This is a genomic window from Streptomyces sp. NPDC059695, assembly GCF_042733785.1.
GTDB lineage: Bacteria > Actinomycetota > Actinomycetes > Streptomycetales > Streptomycetaceae > Streptomyces.
In genome coordinates this window covers 1-15,057 of record NZ_JBHWFF010000046.1, presented here as the reverse complement: position 1 = coordinate 15,057, position 15,057 = coordinate 1, and the positions used below count along the sequence as shown (strand labels likewise).

At 68.7% G+C, this 15,057-nt stretch carries 17 protein-coding genes and 2 pseudogenes; 11 read left to right on the top strand and 8 right to left on the bottom strand.

The window, feature by feature from the left end; all coding sequences use genetic code 11:
* A pseudogene (locus ACFV2S_RS34460) lies at positions 1-619 on the top strand (IS5 family transposase); the annotation flags it as partial.
* Here the strand turns inward: ACFV2S_RS34460 and ACFV2S_RS34455 are convergent.
* Positions 570-900: pseudogene (locus ACFV2S_RS34455) on the bottom strand (ankyrin repeat domain-containing protein). The pseudogenes ACFV2S_RS34460 and ACFV2S_RS34455 sit on opposite strands and share 50 nt — an antisense overlap.
* A gap of 159 nt (positions 901-1,059) precedes the next feature.
* Here ACFV2S_RS34455 and ACFV2S_RS34450 point away from each other — a divergent pair.
* A complete protein-coding gene (locus ACFV2S_RS34450) occupies positions 1,060-1,971 on the top strand; it encodes a transposase family protein (protein ID WP_385568730.1) in 912 nt (303 codons plus the stop codon).
* Between the two features lie 54 nt (positions 1,972-2,025).
* Here ACFV2S_RS34450 and ACFV2S_RS34445 read toward each other — a convergent pair whose 3' ends face one another.
* The 3 genes from ACFV2S_RS34445 to ACFV2S_RS34435 form a co-directional block, all read right to left on the bottom strand.
* Positions 2,026-2,499, bottom strand: coding sequence for a hypothetical protein (locus tag ACFV2S_RS34445; protein ID WP_385568725.1), 474 nt, complete (start codon positions 2,497-2,499; stop codon positions 2,026-2,028).
* A 178-nt stretch (positions 2,500-2,677) separates the two neighbouring features.
* A complete protein-coding gene (locus ACFV2S_RS34440) occupies positions 2,678-3,208 on the bottom strand; it encodes a GNAT family N-acetyltransferase (protein ID WP_385568722.1) in 531 nt (176 codons plus the stop codon).
* A gap of 27 nt (positions 3,209-3,235) precedes the next feature.
* Positions 3,236-3,643, bottom strand: coding sequence for a hypothetical protein (locus ACFV2S_RS34435; protein ID WP_385568718.1), 408 nt, complete (start codon positions 3,641-3,643; stop codon positions 3,236-3,238).
* Positions 3,644-3,940: 297 nt separating this feature from the next.
* On the opposite strand from ACFV2S_RS34435, the gene ACFV2S_RS34430 reads away from it, so the two are divergent.
* From ACFV2S_RS34430 to ACFV2S_RS34390, 9 genes are all read left to right on the top strand, one after another.
* The gene (locus ACFV2S_RS34430; protein ID WP_385568880.1) at positions 3,941-4,717 is read left to right on the top strand and encodes a TnsA-like heteromeric transposase endonuclease subunit; all 777 of its coding nucleotides are present in this window, start codon (positions 3,941-3,943) and stop codon (positions 4,715-4,717) included.
* Positions 4,683-6,785, top strand: coding sequence for a Mu transposase C-terminal domain-containing protein (locus ACFV2S_RS34425; protein ID WP_385568715.1), 2,103 nt, complete (start codon positions 4,683-4,685; stop codon positions 6,783-6,785). Before ACFV2S_RS34430 ends, ACFV2S_RS34425 begins: the two co-directional genes overlap by 35 nt.
* Positions 6,776-7,822: a TniB family NTP-binding protein gene (locus ACFV2S_RS34420; RefSeq protein WP_385568711.1), complete on the top strand. Its 1,047-nt coding sequence runs from the start codon at positions 6,776-6,778 to the stop codon at positions 7,820-7,822. Before ACFV2S_RS34425 ends, ACFV2S_RS34420 begins: the two co-directional genes overlap by 10 nt.
* A gap of 2 nt (positions 7,823-7,824) precedes the next feature.
* Positions 7,825-8,766: a hypothetical protein gene (locus tag ACFV2S_RS34415; protein ID WP_385568877.1), complete on the top strand. Its 942-nt coding sequence runs from the start codon at positions 7,825-7,827 to the stop codon at positions 8,764-8,766.
* A gap of 56 nt (positions 8,767-8,822) precedes the next feature.
* On the top strand, positions 8,823-9,287 hold the full coding sequence (locus ACFV2S_RS34410; RefSeq protein ID WP_385568872.1) for a DUF2199 domain-containing protein: 465 nt from the start codon (positions 8,823-8,825) through the stop codon (positions 9,285-9,287).
* Between the two features lie 33 nt (positions 9,288-9,320).
* Positions 9,321-9,776, top strand: coding sequence for a DUF6228 family protein (locus tag ACFV2S_RS34405; RefSeq protein ID WP_385568707.1), 456 nt, complete (start codon positions 9,321-9,323; stop codon positions 9,774-9,776).
* A 247-nt stretch (positions 9,777-10,023) separates the two neighbouring features.
* A complete protein-coding gene (locus ACFV2S_RS34400; protein ID WP_385568703.1) occupies positions 10,024-10,410 on the top strand; it encodes a hypothetical protein in 387 nt (128 codons plus the stop codon).
* Positions 10,407-10,829, top strand: a complete 423-nt coding sequence (locus ACFV2S_RS34395; protein WP_385568699.1) for a hypothetical protein — start codon at positions 10,407-10,409, stop codon at positions 10,827-10,829. The genes ACFV2S_RS34400 and ACFV2S_RS34395 overlap by 4 nt, the downstream gene beginning before the upstream one ends.
* Before the next feature lie 240 nt (positions 10,830-11,069).
* Positions 11,070-11,255 carry a hypothetical protein gene (locus tag ACFV2S_RS34390; protein ID WP_385568695.1) on the top strand — a complete coding sequence of 62 codons (186 nt, stop codon included), beginning with the start codon at positions 11,070-11,072 and terminating at the stop codon, positions 11,253-11,255.
* Between the two features lie 90 nt (positions 11,256-11,345).
* On the opposite strand, the gene ACFV2S_RS34385 is transcribed toward ACFV2S_RS34390, so the two are convergent.
* From ACFV2S_RS34385 to ACFV2S_RS34370, 4 genes are all read right to left on the bottom strand, one after another.
* Entirely contained in the window at positions 11,346-12,509 is a 1,164-nt protein-coding gene (locus ACFV2S_RS34385) for an ATP-binding protein (RefSeq protein ID WP_385568692.1), read from the bottom strand.
* A gap of 575 nt (positions 12,510-13,084) precedes the next feature.
* Positions 13,085-13,438: a DUF4158 domain-containing protein gene (locus tag ACFV2S_RS34380; RefSeq protein ID WP_385568688.1), complete on the bottom strand. Its 354-nt coding sequence runs from the start codon at positions 13,436-13,438 to the stop codon at positions 13,085-13,087.
* A gap of 55 nt (positions 13,439-13,493) precedes the next feature.
* Positions 13,494-14,072: a PASTA domain-containing protein gene (locus tag ACFV2S_RS34375; protein WP_385568684.1), complete on the bottom strand. Its 579-nt coding sequence runs from the start codon at positions 14,070-14,072 to the stop codon at positions 13,494-13,496.
* A complete protein-coding gene (locus ACFV2S_RS34370) occupies positions 14,069-14,617 on the bottom strand; it encodes a SigE family RNA polymerase sigma factor (RefSeq protein ID WP_376183312.1) in 549 nt (182 codons plus the stop codon). The genes ACFV2S_RS34375 and ACFV2S_RS34370 overlap by 4 nt, the downstream gene beginning before the upstream one ends.
* Positions 14,618-15,057: the final 440 nt, after the last annotated feature.

The window sequence follows — 15,057 nt, the reverse complement described above, 5'->3', positions numbered from 1 at the left end:
GCCGTCGGGAGCGACAGCCCGAACGACGCTTCTCTGAGTGGACGAAGGCCAGAGTGTGGGCCAAGCTCTACCGCCTGGTCCTCGACGATCCCGGTTCGCGAGGCGAGCTGGACTGGTCCCGCTGCGCGATCGACTCGGTGAACATGCGGGCCATGAAAAGGGGGACCTGACAGGTCCGAATCCTGTCGACCGGGGCAAGTGCGGCTCGAAGATCCACTTGATCACCGAGCGAACCGGTCTGCCCATCTCTGTCGGAATCTAGGCAGCCAATCTGCACGACAGACAGGCCCTGATCCCATTGGTCAAGGGCATACCGCCGATCCGCTCCCGCCGCGGGCCCCGACGGCGCAAGCCGGGCAAGCTCCACGCCGACAAGGGCTATGACTACTCCCACCTGCGGCGATGGTTACGCGGACGCGGTATGATCCACCGCATCGCCCGCAGGGGCGTCGAGTCCTCGCAGCGACTGGGCCGCCATCGCTGGACCGTCGAACGCACCATGGCCTGGCTTGCCGGCTGCCGTCGGCTCCACCGACGCTACGAACGCAAAGCCGCCCACTTCCTCGCCTTCACCACCATCGCCTGCGTCCTCCTCTGCTACCGCCGGCTCGCTTGCTGATGTGGGTACGCAGCAGCTGTACGGCCAGGTCATGATCGTAGGAAGTGGCCAGGTCCAGGGGAGTGTGACCGCCTGGATCAGCGAGTTCAGGATCCGCGCCGAACGCCAGCAGCACGGCAGTGGTGTGCACCGTCAACGGCTGGCCGCTCGATCGCGTGCGTCAGCAGCGTCATGTTGCTGAAGACCTCATCGGGGTCGGCGCCGTGGGCGAGCAGGCGGGCCAGGGTTTCCGCATCCTCATGCTCGACCGCGAAGTGGGCTGGTGTCCAGTAGTCGCTCATCGGGGAATCCAACAACGGTCGAGACGCCCTACCAGCAACTTTCCACGCTGTGGGCAGCCAAATGAGATGGCTTCTAACGAGCTCGTGCACGGTAAGCGGTGAGACGTCGAGCCCCGGATGGTTGATCATGGTCGGGTGGTGGGGACCGTGACTCGTGCAGTGATCGTCAGCAATCGCCGGATCACGGGGCTGTCGGCCGATGTGATCGATGAACTCATTGCCGAGTTGGGCCCGTTATGGCATGAGCGTCACCAGGCCAAGCTGGCCTCTCGGCCGCGGAAGCGTGCTGTGGGCGCCGGTGCGAAGCACCGGTTCGTGCTCGTCGATCGGCTCCTGGCCACCCTCATCCATCTCCGCCACGGGGCCACTCACGATGTGCTGGCCTGCTGGTTCGGAGTCGACCGCTCCACCATCACCCGGGCCATCGGCCAGATGCGGCCCTTGCTCGCCGAGCGGGGGTGCACGATCAGCCCCGGCGTCCGGCTGCGAACACTGGCCGAAGTCATTGACCACCTCGGCGCCAGTGGGCAGACCGGCATCATCGACGGCACCGAGATCCGGGTCCGCCGGCCGGCCGCTGGACGCAAGGACCGGGACACGTTCATCTCCGGGAAGAGCAAGCAGAACGCCGTCAAGACCACGGTCCTCACCGACCAGAGCGGGCGGATGCTGTTCAGTAGCCCGGCCAGACCAGGCAGCTGCGCGGACATCACCCATGTCCGCCAGCTGGGCCTGGTCAAGCTCTTGGCCGACGGCCCAGCGGTGGAGATCCTCGCGGACGCCGGCTACCAGGGCCTCGGCGCCCAGACCGGTGGACGCGTGGTGACGCCACCGCACCGCAAGTTCAAGAAGAACGCCCCGGACTGGTACGAGGAAATGTACGAGCGGCAGCGCAAGGCGCATTCCTCACGACGGATCCGCGTCGAGCACGGTATCGCCCACCTCAAGAACTGGCGGGCACTGGCCCGCCACCTCGGCCACCGCGAGCACATGAGTGACACCGTCCAGGCCGTCGCGGGCCTGCTCTCCCACCAGCAGACCGCGGACCTGAACCCTCGACGACAGAGGTGAGCACCGGTCCCGCTGAAGCCCTCGACGTCTCACCGCTTACCGTGCACGAACTCGTTAGGTTGCGCCGGGCAGTCCCAGGGCGACCAGGAGGGCTGAGGAGAGTTCTTCCGCGAACAGGGCCGACCCGGTGAGTGTCTGCCGGATGGCTTCCTCGTCGGGCATCAGTCCGGCAGCGGCCGACCAGGCGAGTGCGCAGGCCACGGCGGATTCGATGGGGAAGTGCTCCAGAGGTATCTCGTAGCTCTTCGCCTTCTCGCGGTTGAGCAGGCCCTCCCAGCTGTTGCCGTCTGGCGTGAGGGCCTCGACGAGGCCCACATCGCTGTCGAGGAAGGACAGCATGATGGCCGGTGTCCCCGTTCGCTCGACGAGGCTCGCAAGGCTGCGCCGCCCGGCGTCGGCGAAGTCCGTGACCTGCCAGCCCTCCGCCAACGCCTGCGTGTCGTCGATGCCCGTGAACCCGGCTGCCCGCATGAGCTGGTGCAGTTCCCCTGTGGACCGGGTCGTCAATGATCCGCCTGAATTTCCCATGGCCCGCAAGTTAGACGATGCCTCTGACAAGCCAACTCGTGCCACTGAGACGTCGGCGTGGGAAGCCGGGACCATCGCAGGCGCGTGGCCCAGGCGCGAGTTCCAGACCGGATCCGGCCCCCGGCTCACGCGCCGAGGGCCGGATGCGGCGGCGTTCTGCGTGCGGGGCGTGGGGCTGTTACGCCGGCGGGAGGCCGCGGAGCATCACGGCGTAAAGCGGGGAGTCGGCGAAGGGCTGGCGTTCGCCGATCTTGCGGTAGCCCCAGGTCTCGTACAGGGCCTGGACGCGGGGGTGGGTGACGTCGACGAGGAGCGCGGCCAGGGGCTCGGGGCGCCGGCCGACGAGCTCGGCGTGCAACTGGGCGGACAGGCCGGTGGCCCGCCACTTCGGGCGGATCATCAGCTCCGAGAGGTTGAACGTGTCGATGGCGGCCGGGGCGGGGGAGAGGTACTCGCGCCACCATTCGCGTTCGTGGACGGCGGGGGCGCCGTAGGCGTAGCCGGCCGCCTCGTCGCCGTCGTAGGCGATGACGCAGTCGAAGCCGGGCAGGCCGCTCCAGTGGTCGACGAACCAGGCGAAGCGTTCCTGGTCGTGGAAGCGGTCATTCATCTCGGAGGCGAAGGCTTCGGCGTGGACGTCGAGGAGTGTCTGCCGGATCTCGGCCGCCTGCGGGTGTCCGTAGCGGCGCAGGGTGTAAGCGGGGGTCACGGGCGGCTCCATTCGGTGCGGTAGCGATCAGCTCAGTCCAGTGCGGTGGCCGAGCCGGGTGAGAGAGTGATCAGGTCGCGATGGAAGTCGCCGAGCAGTGCCTGCATCCGGCCGGGAAGCGGCGGTGAGGAAGGTACGGCGGTGCAACGGGTCCTCCGGGGCGGCACGGCTCTTGCGGCGATCGGGTGGGAGGAACCCTAAGTCGGCCGCTGTACGCACGCTGACCTGCTCCAGAGCCATCCGTGCCTTGGCCTGCGGCCATGTCGTCTCGCCCGCACGCCACTTGCGGATCGTCACCTCGGACAGCTCCCCGCGCGTGGAGGTGCGCTGTGTGACCTCGTTGATGACTGTGTTCAGGGAGCGGGCCAGTTCCAGCGCCGTCCAGTCGTTCTTCGCCATCCAGGCGATGAACACCGCGTTCCGCACGTGGGGCATCCCCCCACGGTAGAGGTCACCGCCCCCGCCGCGCGGGTCAAGGAAGAGTCAAGTCGCTACGCAACTGGCAGGCAAGGAACGCAACTTCGATATGCACCCTTCGGCCCTGATCGCGGTTGTCTGGAACGAGTGACCTGTCTCGCTGATAGCGGGCCAGTCTCGGTCCATCTGAGTCATCTGGCCTTGCGTCCCGGTCGACCTGGGCCATTTACCGATCTGTCTCGCTCTTTCTGAGCCACCGCCGTGCCCCGCTCCCTACGGTCGCCGTACGTGGTCAGCGCCGAGTGGGGGTGGCTGGTGGAGCCTGAGGACTTCTCGCTGGAGTACGTCGACGCTCGCGGTGAGCTGCGCAAGGGGCCGCTCGGGGTGATGTGGCCGACGCGTTTCGAGGCTGCCGGGCAGGTGCGAGCGTTCCCGTCGTACCCGGGACAGCGAAATTTTCCCGGCTGGTACTGGGCTGCTACCAGTGGCGGGTTGGTGGGCTTCGAGTCATGGGTGGAGCTCGGTCATCTGATGCGGCTGGACTCCGAGCCGGACGTGGTGGCCGTCGCGTCGCAGCCGTTCCGGCTCTCATGGCGACCCGGTGGCCAGGCCCGGCGGATCAGTCATACACCGGACTATTTCGTACGCCGGCGGGACGGCACCGCCGTGGTGCTGGATGTGCGCCCTGATGACCGGATCGAGCCCAAGGACGCTGTGAAGTTCGCGGCCACGGCCGCGGCCTGTGCCGTGGTGGGCTGGGATTTCGATCGGGTTGGTGTGCTCGATCCGGTGTTGGCGGCGAATCTGCGCTGGTTGTCGGGCTACCGGCATCCGCGAGTACGACGCGAGCCGGTGGTGGCAGGGTTGCGGGCGGCGTTCGCCCATCCTCGGGGGCTTCTGGCCGGGGCTCGTGCGGTGGGCGATCCGATTGCCGTGCTGCCGGTGCTCTTCCACCTGCTGTGGTGTCGGGGGCTGGCGGTGGATTTGGAGGCCGGGCTGTTGTCGGCGGCGACGACGGTTCGCCCAGCATCCGCAGTCGCGCGGGAGGTGAGTGGGGGTGCCGACGCGTCCGAAGCTGTTGTCGCTGGGTGACCGGGTTCGCTTTGACGGGCGGGAGCACACGGTTGCGGCCCTGCACGGTACTTCGGTGCGGCTGATCGATGATGCCCAGGCCGCCAGTGTCGTGCTGCTGGGGCATCTCCTGGTGTCCGAGGGGTTCGCCGTGCTCGGCACCGCGTTGAGCCGCCCACCGTTGCCGGAGGCCGGATTGCTGGAGGGCCTGCGGGCGGAAGCGGTGGAGCGGGCCGAGTGGTGGCGCAGGCACCTGACCGAGCTGCTCACCGGCCACCCGGACGGCGGTGTCGACGCCACGAGGCGGGGCGAGTACGACCCGGCGGTGCATTCGCTGCGGCAGCGGGAGCTGGCCAAGGTGGCCGAGCTGCGGGCCGCTGGTGAGGAGGTGGGGCTGAGCACGCTGCGCCGGATGCGTTCGCGTTTCGAGCGCGAGGGTGTGGCGGGCTTGGTGGACGGCAGGATGCGCAGGCCGGCCACGGGCACGGGCCGGGCCGATCCCCGGGTGATCGACGCGATCCTGAGGGTCGCGGGCAGCCGGACCGATGAGCCGACCGTCTCCGCGCAGGTGCTGCGGCGCCAGGTCGAACGGCTCCTGGTCGCCGAGCACGGAGCCGGAACAGTCCGGATGCCGTCCAGAGCGGCGTTCTACCGTCTGCTGGAGGCTGTCACGGCCGGGCAGCACTTGTTCGGGTCGGCCCGCACCCGTCGCTCGCTGGGCAAGCAGCCGACGCGGATGTTCGGACAGCTAACGGCGGCCCGGCCGGGCGAGGTGATGGAGATCGATTCCTCGCCGCTGGACGTCATGGTCATCCACGACGACGGAACGGTGGACCGCTGCGAGATGACGGGGCTGGTGGACCTGGCGACCAGGACCCTGTCTGCGGTGGTGCTGCGGCCGTCGACGAAGGCGGTGGATGCCGCGTTGCTGCTGGCCCGCGCCATGACACCGGAGCCGGTACGTCCGGGCTGGTCCGACGCTCTGCGCATGTCGCGATCGGTGCTGCCCTTCGCCTCCTTGCTGCCGCTGGACGAGCGGTTGGAAAAGGCCGCTGCGGTCCCGGTGATCGTTCCGGAGACGGTGGTCTGCGATCACGGCACGGCATTCATCTCGGACAACTTCCGCAACGCCTGTCGTCACTTGGGGATCTCGTTCCAGCCCGCGCATCCGAACACACCGACCGACAAGCCGCACATCGAGCGGACGCTGGGTTCGGTGTCGACGCTGTTCGCCCAGTATGTGTCCGGCTACGCGGGACGCAGCGTCGAGACACGGGGCAAGGACCCGGCCGCTCAGGCCGTCTGGTCCATCCACGAGCTGCAGGAACTCCTTCAGGAGTGGATCGTCGTCTGGCAGTCCAGGCCGCACGACGGGCTGCGTGACCCCTTGATGCGGGACCGGCCGCTGAGCCCGAACGAGAAGTACGCCGCGCTGGTGTCGGAGGCCGGATACGTCCCCGTCTCGCTCAGCCCGGAGGAGTACATCCAGATCATGCCGCGTGAATGGCGGGTCATCGGCCGCAGCGGCGTGCGGATCAACAACCGCACCTACGACGCACCGGCGCTCACCCCGTTCCGGCGGCAGCCCTCGGGCTCGGGCCCGGACGGCAAGGGCTGGGCAGTCCACTACGACCCCTACGACATCTCCTGCGTCTGGATTCGCAACCACCACGACACGGGTTGGATCACCGCGACCTGGCGCCACCTGCGCACCACTCCCGTCCCGATGGGCGAGCTGGTCTTCGACCGGGCCCACCAGATCCTGCGAGAACGAGGACCGCGCAAGCCGGACGAGGAAGCTGTCGCCCAAGTCGCGGAGGCTCTGCTGGATCGGGCCGGTGACGGGCCTGACCTCGGTTCTGGCCGCAGGCCGAAGGGGAAGAGCCGGTCGGCACAGCGGCGCGACCGCAAGGTCGCTGCCCGCACACGGGCCGCCAGCGAGCCCGCCTGGCCCCGGCCGGCACTCGAACCGCAGCCGGATCCGGAGGTGGAGAACGTGTCCGTTGATGAGGAGGAGGGCGGTGAGCTTGCCGGCGTCGTCCCGCTGGAGTTCTTCGACGCGCGCAAGGAGGCCGAGGAATGGTGGTGAACCCCGCAGGACCGGCGCGAGAGAGCGACGGTCTGCCGGACGACTGGACCGATCCCTCCACCCGGCTGGAGGGCTGGCGGCGCTTCGTCGAGACCGACCCGGCTGCCTTCGAGCTGCTGCCCGATCAGCAGTGGCAGGCGCTCTCCCCGGCCTTCCGGGCCTCCTACGACGAGGCCCGGATCGCCTACCACTCCGAGCTGCAGGTCGTGCACACGTCCACGGTCAGGGAGATCTCGCATCAGGGACGGCTGCTGACCCTGCTCAACCAGCGCGAACACGGCGCCCGTCGCGGGATGATCGTGTCCGGCCAATGGACGACCGGGAAGACCACGGCACTGAAACAGCTCGGCCGCACCCACGAACTGCGTATCCATAAGCGGTATCCGGGCAGCGACCGCATTCCCGTTGTCTACATCACCGCCCCGCCCAAGGGCTCCCCGCGCAAACTCGCCCTGGAGTTCGCCCGGTTCCTGGGCCTGCCCGTGATCAACCCGCGGCACAACACCATCGATGTCACCAGCGCCGTCTGCCAGGTGATGATCGAGGCCCGCACCGAGCTGGTCCTGGTCGACGAAATCCACCTGCTCAACCACGCGACCACCGCCGGCGAGGACCTCTCCGATCACCTGAAGTACTTCACCGAGCACCCCCCGGCGACCTTCGTCTATGCAGGCATCAACGTCGAGAAGTCCGGGCTGTTCACCGGGATCAGGGGCAAGCAGCTCGGAGGCCGTTGCATCCTGGTCCGCACAGGCGCCTTCCCCCGCAACACCGAGTGGCAGGCCCTGATCGCCTCGTTGGAGAGCACCCTTCGCCTGCACCATCACCAGCCCGACACCCTGGCCGGGCTCTCGAAATACCTGCACCAGCGAACCGGCGGCATGATCGGGAGCCTCTCCCACCTGATCCGGGCCGCAGCGATCTCCGCCATCCTCGACAGCAGCGAGTGCATCACCAAAGCCTCCCTGCGGAACATCCGGATCGATCACAACAGCGAGTCGGATTCCCCGCCTGACGCAGGCAGGAAAGCTGGGTGAGCATGCCGTTCGAGGCCGCCGTGTTCCGTCCGCTACCGCGTCCGCTCAAGCCCTTCCCGCAGGAGACCGAAGCCTCGTTCCTGGACCGCCTCGCCACGGCCAACGCGATGCCCGTCCAACGCCTTCAGCGGCCCTCCCACTGGCTGGAATCCCGCCTGGATCCGGTCGGCCGGATCAGTGTCCTCAGCGGACAGCCTCAGACCTCGATCCGGTACGCGATCCCCCGCTGGGAGCGACAGGCATGGAACACCCCGCATGGTCCCTTCGCCGCAACTGCCCGATGGGCGTGCCGGCGCTGTGTCGCCCGCAGGACCGGCACCCCCGGCCAAGGCGTCATGGTCTGGATGTCGAAACACCACGACCAGGTCTGCATCCCGCATCGCCTCTGGATCGGCCGGGCCGTCGAAGCCCCCGTCAACCAGTTCGACCTTGCTGATCTACCGGAAATCGTCGCTGCCCAGAAGCGTCACTACCGGCTCCTTCGCCGCTACGGTCCCGGCGTGATCAACGTCTGCTACGAACAGACCTCCCGCTTCTGGATCACCCTCCTGCAGCACGGTTACCGGATCAGCGACCTCACACAGCGACTCGCTCGGCTGCAGCCCCGACCTGCCCGCACCGTCCGGCCGTGGGACCCCAAGCGCTACGCGGCGATCTATCCCGAGGTCGTCAAAGCCATGGTGTTCTACGCAGCGCCGCACTGGCGCAGCCTGGCACTCTCCGGCGCTGAGGAGGACTTTCGGGCCTTCCACGCCGAGTTCATCCGGCGGCTCCCCAATGAAAGCTCCCTCCGCACCACCGCCAAGCCGTGGTTCATCCACCAACTACGCTTGATCGCAGACACCATCGAGGCCGCCGCGGGCCTACCGGCAGTACACGGGGCCGACGGAGCAGGGGAACTGACGTCAGCAACATCGGAGCCGATCATTAGGCTCCGCTCATGACCAGCGACCTCGGATTCACTTGCTCATGCTGCGGCAGCCATCACGCCGAACTGCCGATGAACTACTCGGCCACGGCCCCCTACGTCTGGGATCCGCGTTTCGCCGATCGTGCGGACTGCCTGCTCTCGTCGGATCAGTGCGTCATCCAGGCACAGCACTACTTCGTCAAGGGTCTGATCGAGATACCGATCATCGGCAGCGACGAGGTCTTCTCCTGGGCCGCATGGGTCTCCCTCAGTCGGGACAACTTCGCCCGAGCCGCGGACCTCTGGGACACCCCGGGACGTGAATCCGAGGAGCCCTACTTCGGATGGCTGTCCACCGACCTCTTCCTCTACTCGCCCAGCACCATCAACTTGAAGACCCACGTCCACACACGCCCCATCGGACAGCGTCCCTTCATCGAGCTGGAGCCGACCGACCACCCTCTCGCAGTCGAACAGCGGACCGGCATCACTATGGAGCGCGTCCGTGAAATCGCCGAAGCCGTTCTCCACCCTGCCGACAGCGAATCCAAGTGACGTCGAACGTGCTGCTGACCTAGCGTTCCGCCCATGACCACCCCAGACGTCGGCACTGACGATGAGGCCAGCGTGACGATCCGCTGTCAGGACAACTCGTCTGTCGGTGTGAGGTTCTGCGATCGGTTCAGCTTCGACGAAGACTCTGTGCACTACGCCGTCGAACTACAGGCTCCAGCCTTGGCCGCCCGGGTCAATGAGGTCGTCGCCTGGATCTGGGACAGCGATCTGGTCCCGTTCCTGGAAGAGATCGCCGCCGACTACCGAGGATGGGACGGCGAACGGAGCTGGCAGACCAGCGACCGTGACCTCGCGGTGTCAGCCGTCTTCCGGTCCGGCGGCCACGTCGGACTGACCTGGACCTTGCGACCATGGCCGAAGGCCGCCGGCGGCTGGAGCGCCTCGGTGACCACCTGGCTGGAGGCCGGTGAGCAGATGGCTTCCCTGGCGGCCGATGTCCGGTACTTCCTCGCCGGGGAACCGCGGTGACAGCCGGCATACGAATCACCTGGACGCTGGGGGCCTGAGACGCCTCTGGCACGCTCACCGCCACGACGATGGCGCATAACCGCAGGCGCCAACTGCTCAGGTTGAGTGAACAGACCAGCCATCGCCGTCTCACTGAACCTGAACCACCCCAGGTCACGGTTTCACGATGGCCCATGTCTACCGAGACAGGTCACAGAGCGCGGTTACCTGGAGGAAGGACCAGGAGCGACTGCGGAAGAGAGCCCGGATGTTCCCCATCAACCCGCCCAGGGCACTACGGACGACCACCACGGCGGCCCTGTACGCGTCCGACCCCGACCCGGACGACCTACGGGGGATGCTGGCCGCCGCGGCCGCCGTCTGCGCCGGCCACGGCTGGAACACCGCGCCGGACGGGGTCCTCTCCGACGACTGCCTCATCAGCCGGCCGCCCCAGTCCCGCACCGGCTGGGCGAGGGTCCGCGAGATCGCCGAGCTCGGCGAGATCAGCGTCGTCATCGTCCCCTCCCTAGGACACATCAGCCTCTCCTGGCACCAGCGGGAGACCGAGCGCACGTTCCTGCGCCGCCACGGCGTCTCGGTCGCCACCGTCGAGCCCACGCTCGACGCCATCCTGTCGAAGGCGGCCAGGTGAAGTACGGCAGCACCGTCCACGCCCCCACCGGCTCCCTGGACGCCGGCATCCCGCTCGACCCCGACGTCCACGAACGTCTCGCCGCCGCCGTGCTCGCCTGGAAGCGGAGCGACAACACCGCCCCGCCCCGGGCCGACATCGAGCAGGTCTGCCTCCAGCTCTCCGGCTACGCCGAGCTCCTGGTCCGCGACCTCGGCGCGGTACTGGAACAGCTGCCGACGAGCCCTGACGGGCCCGCGCCCGACGAGCAGAGGGCCCGGATCACGCTCGCCGAGGCCGTCCGCCGCCTCGAGGCCCCCGCGATCCGCCGCGGAGACCCGTTGCACCAGGCCCAGTCCAGGGCCCGCCTGATCACCGCCCTGCACCGGGCTCTGGACCGCACCCAGGCCGCGCTGCCCGAGCCCGTCCCGGGCGCCTGAGACCGCTGCCCGCCCGCTCCGTTCCCCCGTACGGGGCGGGTGTGCAGCACGGGGCCCGCCCGCCATGGGCGGGCCCCGACCCATGGCTCCTGTACTGCTCCGACAAGGGGCGCAGCGGCGCCCGCCGACGTCAACATCGCACCCGTTTCATGATCATCTGTGGTGAACCTGGGTGCACACAGGAGTGACGTCCGACAGGCCCTGCCCTCCGTTCGCCTCGGGGCCGATACCTCTTCCAGAGTGATCACCTACCTGACTCGGGCCGCCGCAGCGGCCACGCTCGCCTTGGCCTCCCTCGCCGTCACCGCTTCCGCTCACGCTGCCGGCGGCGCTCCGGTCGACCTGCTGACCCTGCCCGACGCGGTCGCGGTCCTGCCGGTCGTCGAGGAGTCCCAGGAGCGGTCCCGAGTCCGCACGCGCGGTTGATGGCCGTTCTGAACCCCGATCCAGCGTCTGCATCCTGCCGACGCCCTGCCGATCCCGTCTTCGTGAGCCAGCAGGGCGGTTCGTTGCTGGTCAGTCCCGGCGGGCACTCTGGACGATCTGGTCGATGACAGCTGCGGCCCGCTCCGGGTCTTCCTTCAGCCACCTGCCGAGGTGGTCCTGGACGGCCTGTCCGACACATTCGCGTACTTCGGAGTTGCCCAGCACGCCGCGCATAGAGCCTCCGAACTTGGGACGGTCCAGCTTCACCGACACGACCGCCGTCAGGCCCGCGCCGATCCGATCGGTGTCGAAGTCGGGGTCCATAGGTGTCAGCAGCCCCTGCTCCCGCGCATACGCGGTGACCGCAGCCACTACCCCGTCGCGGAAGCCCACCACGTGCGTACCTCCGACGGTGGGCCGGCTGTTGGCGAAGCTCTGCACCCGCTTCTCAGGGCAGCTGCACCAGCGGAAGGCCACCTCCATCACCCCTTCCATCCGAGGGTCCTCGCGTTCGAAGGCGATGGTGTCCATGGGGGCGGGCGCTGCTGTGTGGCCGCCGAGGAAGTCGACGAAGTCCCGCGTCCCGCCCGGGAAGCGGAGCTGTACCGAACGGGGCTCATCTGAACGGCGCAGGTCGGTCAGCGAGATTTCCAGGCCCTGGTTCAGAAAGGCCAGTTCTCTGAATCGCTCCTCCAGCCCGTCGAACGAGAACTCCGCGGATCCGAAGATGTCGGCGTCGGGCCAGAAGGTGATGGTGGTCCCGCTACCGGTCGCCGTCCCCACCTTGGTGAGCAGAGTGGCGGCCACGCCGCGCGCGTACTCCTGGACCCATAGGACTCCCTCACGGCGCACCTCGGCCGTCATCCGGCGCGACAGGGCATTGACAACGCCGGGCCCCACGCCACAGAAGTCAAGCGTCACGTCGTAACGGCCTCTGGTACCCGCCCCGACCTGAATTCGGGTGAGCAGGGCTTCGAGCCCGGGACCGCCGGCGCCCTCCGTCTCGTCGATGGGAACGCCCGGCCCGTCGTCGGCGACGCACACGCCGCCATCGGGCGTCAGAGTGATGTCGACGGAGGCGGCACGGCCAGCCAGAACCTCGTTCACCGCCCGGTCCGCGACCTCGAACACCATCTGACGCAGGCCGCGTTCACTTGTCGAGCCGACGTACATCCCGGGCCGCTTCCGAACCGCTTCCCACCCCTCCAACGCCTGGATCTGGCTGGCGTCGTACCTGGTGTTTTCCTCGCTCACGATGTCCCCTCCGATGATGTCGAGCAGAACCTCTTAGGCTAGATAGATCCCAGGAAAACACCAGGTCAGAGGCATTCTGCAGATGCCGCAGGCGGACGCGTGAGCGACTGTCCGGAGGCTGCCGGCCCAGGGGTCGCGAACGGCGCCGGAGTGCGGCCGCAGCCCCATCGAGGGCTTGGACGGCACCCTTACCAGCGACCTCTGAGGCCCCAATTTCGACTCCGGAAGAACCCTCCCCTGGCCGGCCCTCACCCCGGGCAACAATGCTGCTTCCGGGGAGCCGCCAAGGTCTCGTCTACTCCTCGTCGTCCTCGTCGAGCCTGGCGACATCCGGGTCGCGCAGGGGCCGCAGGCCGCCACCGGCCGGGGTCGAGGCGGTGAAGCTGTAGCGGCCGCCCGAACCCGGGAAACGTGCCGGGTGCTGAGCGAGAAGCCGGTCCCGCGCACGTGCGAAGGGACACGGGACCGGCTGGGGACACCCGTCCTATCGGGGTCACGGCGACCGTACGACGCACCTCAACAGCCCGCTCGTTCTGATCCGCCGTCAGTGACTCGCCTGCATGGCGTCGAGACCGTCAGCCCGGTCTCGCATGCCCGGACCGGGCCCGCTCGCACGCCGGGGAGATCCAGCAGCGGTCGAGCGGAACGACGTCAGCGAGCGGCTCCGCTGTGATCGGGGCCCCGCTCTCCGCCAGCACCGAGGCGTCCTCGATTCCCAGCTGCTCGGCCAAGTACTCCGCCACCTCATGCGGCACTTGCCGCGGGTCCGGCATGAACCGCCCCAGGAAGCGCACCGTCGTCAGCTGCACCGCGAAGCGCAGCCGGTTGTGCGCCCGCCCTCCCCGCACGCGCCCCTCGGAAAAGTCCAGCAGCGGCCCGGAGGGGCGGGCGTCCAGCCGGTGCGCCGTGGTCGACGGATTGCCCGGCACCGGCCCCTGGGTCACTCGGCCGGTGCGCGGGCCGAGTGACCCAGGGGCCGGTCGCTCAGGTTCCGCCGGGTTTGCCCGTCGAGACCAGCAGGAGGACGGACGAGCCCGGTGCCACCGGTTCTGCGCCGCCCCGGGGCTGACTGCTGATCACCTGCCCGGCGGGAGCGTTCCAGTCCGTGTGCCGCATGATCGTGCAGCTCAGTCCGAGTCCGCGCAGCAGGCTTCCGGCCTGTTCGACCGGCATGCCGGCCAGGTCCGGCAGCGCGATGCCCGCTCCCGCGGTCTGCTCCTGCTCCTGTGTCGGAGTCGCATCGGCGCTTCCGCTCTTGGGGGTGCCGGTGGCGAGCGGGGTGCACGCCCCGTTCGCCAGTGGGGACAGGGACGGGGAGGCGCCGGGCGCGGGCGGCACGGGCTTCAGCGCGAAGAACCCCACCGTGGCGCACGTCAGCACGCAGCACGCCGCAGCGGTGCCGAGGAGCGCCCGGCGGGTGCGGCTGCGGCTGACGGCTCGCTCGATCGCGGCCGCGTCGACGACCGGCGCCGTCGGCCCGTCGGCGAAGGAGGCCACCGCGGCACGCAGCTCGGCTTCGAGGCCCGGCTCGAACGGGGCCGGTCCGGACGACGTGTTCCTCACTTGGTACCTCCGAAAGCGGCCGACGGTGTGTGCGGCGCCTGGGCGCCCGATACGGAATCGCGCAGCTTGGCCAGGCCGCGGGCGAGCTGGGACCTCACCGCACTCGAAGAGATGTCCAGGACGCCGGCGACCTGCCGGGCGTCCAGATCGTGCAGGTAGTACAGGACCACCACGCTGCGCATGCCCATCGGCAGCCCGAGCAGTGCCTCGATCAGTTCCGCGCGCAGATCCACCTGCCCGAACCGGTCCCGGGGGTCGGCCGTCTCGGGCACCCCCGACAGCCCGGGGCGCTCGTCCCGGCGCGACAGCCGCCGCCAGCGGTCGTTGGCCAGGTTGACCAGCACTTTGCGCACGTACGCCTCCGGCGAGTCCGCCACCGCGACCTTCCGCCACTGTCGGCACGCCCGCTCCAGCGCCTCCTGCACCAGATCCTCGGCCACGTGCACGTCACCGGTCAGCGCATACGCGGTGCGGAACAACGCTCCCGACCGATGTGCGACGAACTCCGTGAATCCGTTGCCCGGACCGCTCCTGCGAAACCTCACCCGCCGACCTCCTCTCCTCGTCCCGTCTCGATCACTGCCCCCATGACGGCGGAACGGGGCCGAGTGCTGCACCGAGCTGCCGGCAGTGACGTGAATCACAGCCGGGACGGAAGGGAGTCCCAGGACCTCGCGCCGCTGCCGCCCGGGGTGCGGGCGGGGCCCGGCAAAGCTCCAGCTCCGCGCGGGCCGGCGCCCCTGCAACGCGCCCGAAGGCTTCGCCCGAAGCGGTGACGAGTCATCCAAGTTTGGCCTATTCCAGCCAAGTTGATGCTCCCCACTGGCTGCTCTTGAGGCCGCCCTCTACGTTATCTCGCACATCGGGACATCCTCCCTTGACGCGCCCCATGCGATGTGCCGGGTTGGTGTCAGTGGAGTGGCGTCAGTGACGGTGTGTCAGACCGGTGCGTTGTCGCCGGTCGGGTGTGAGGAAGGGCATGGTC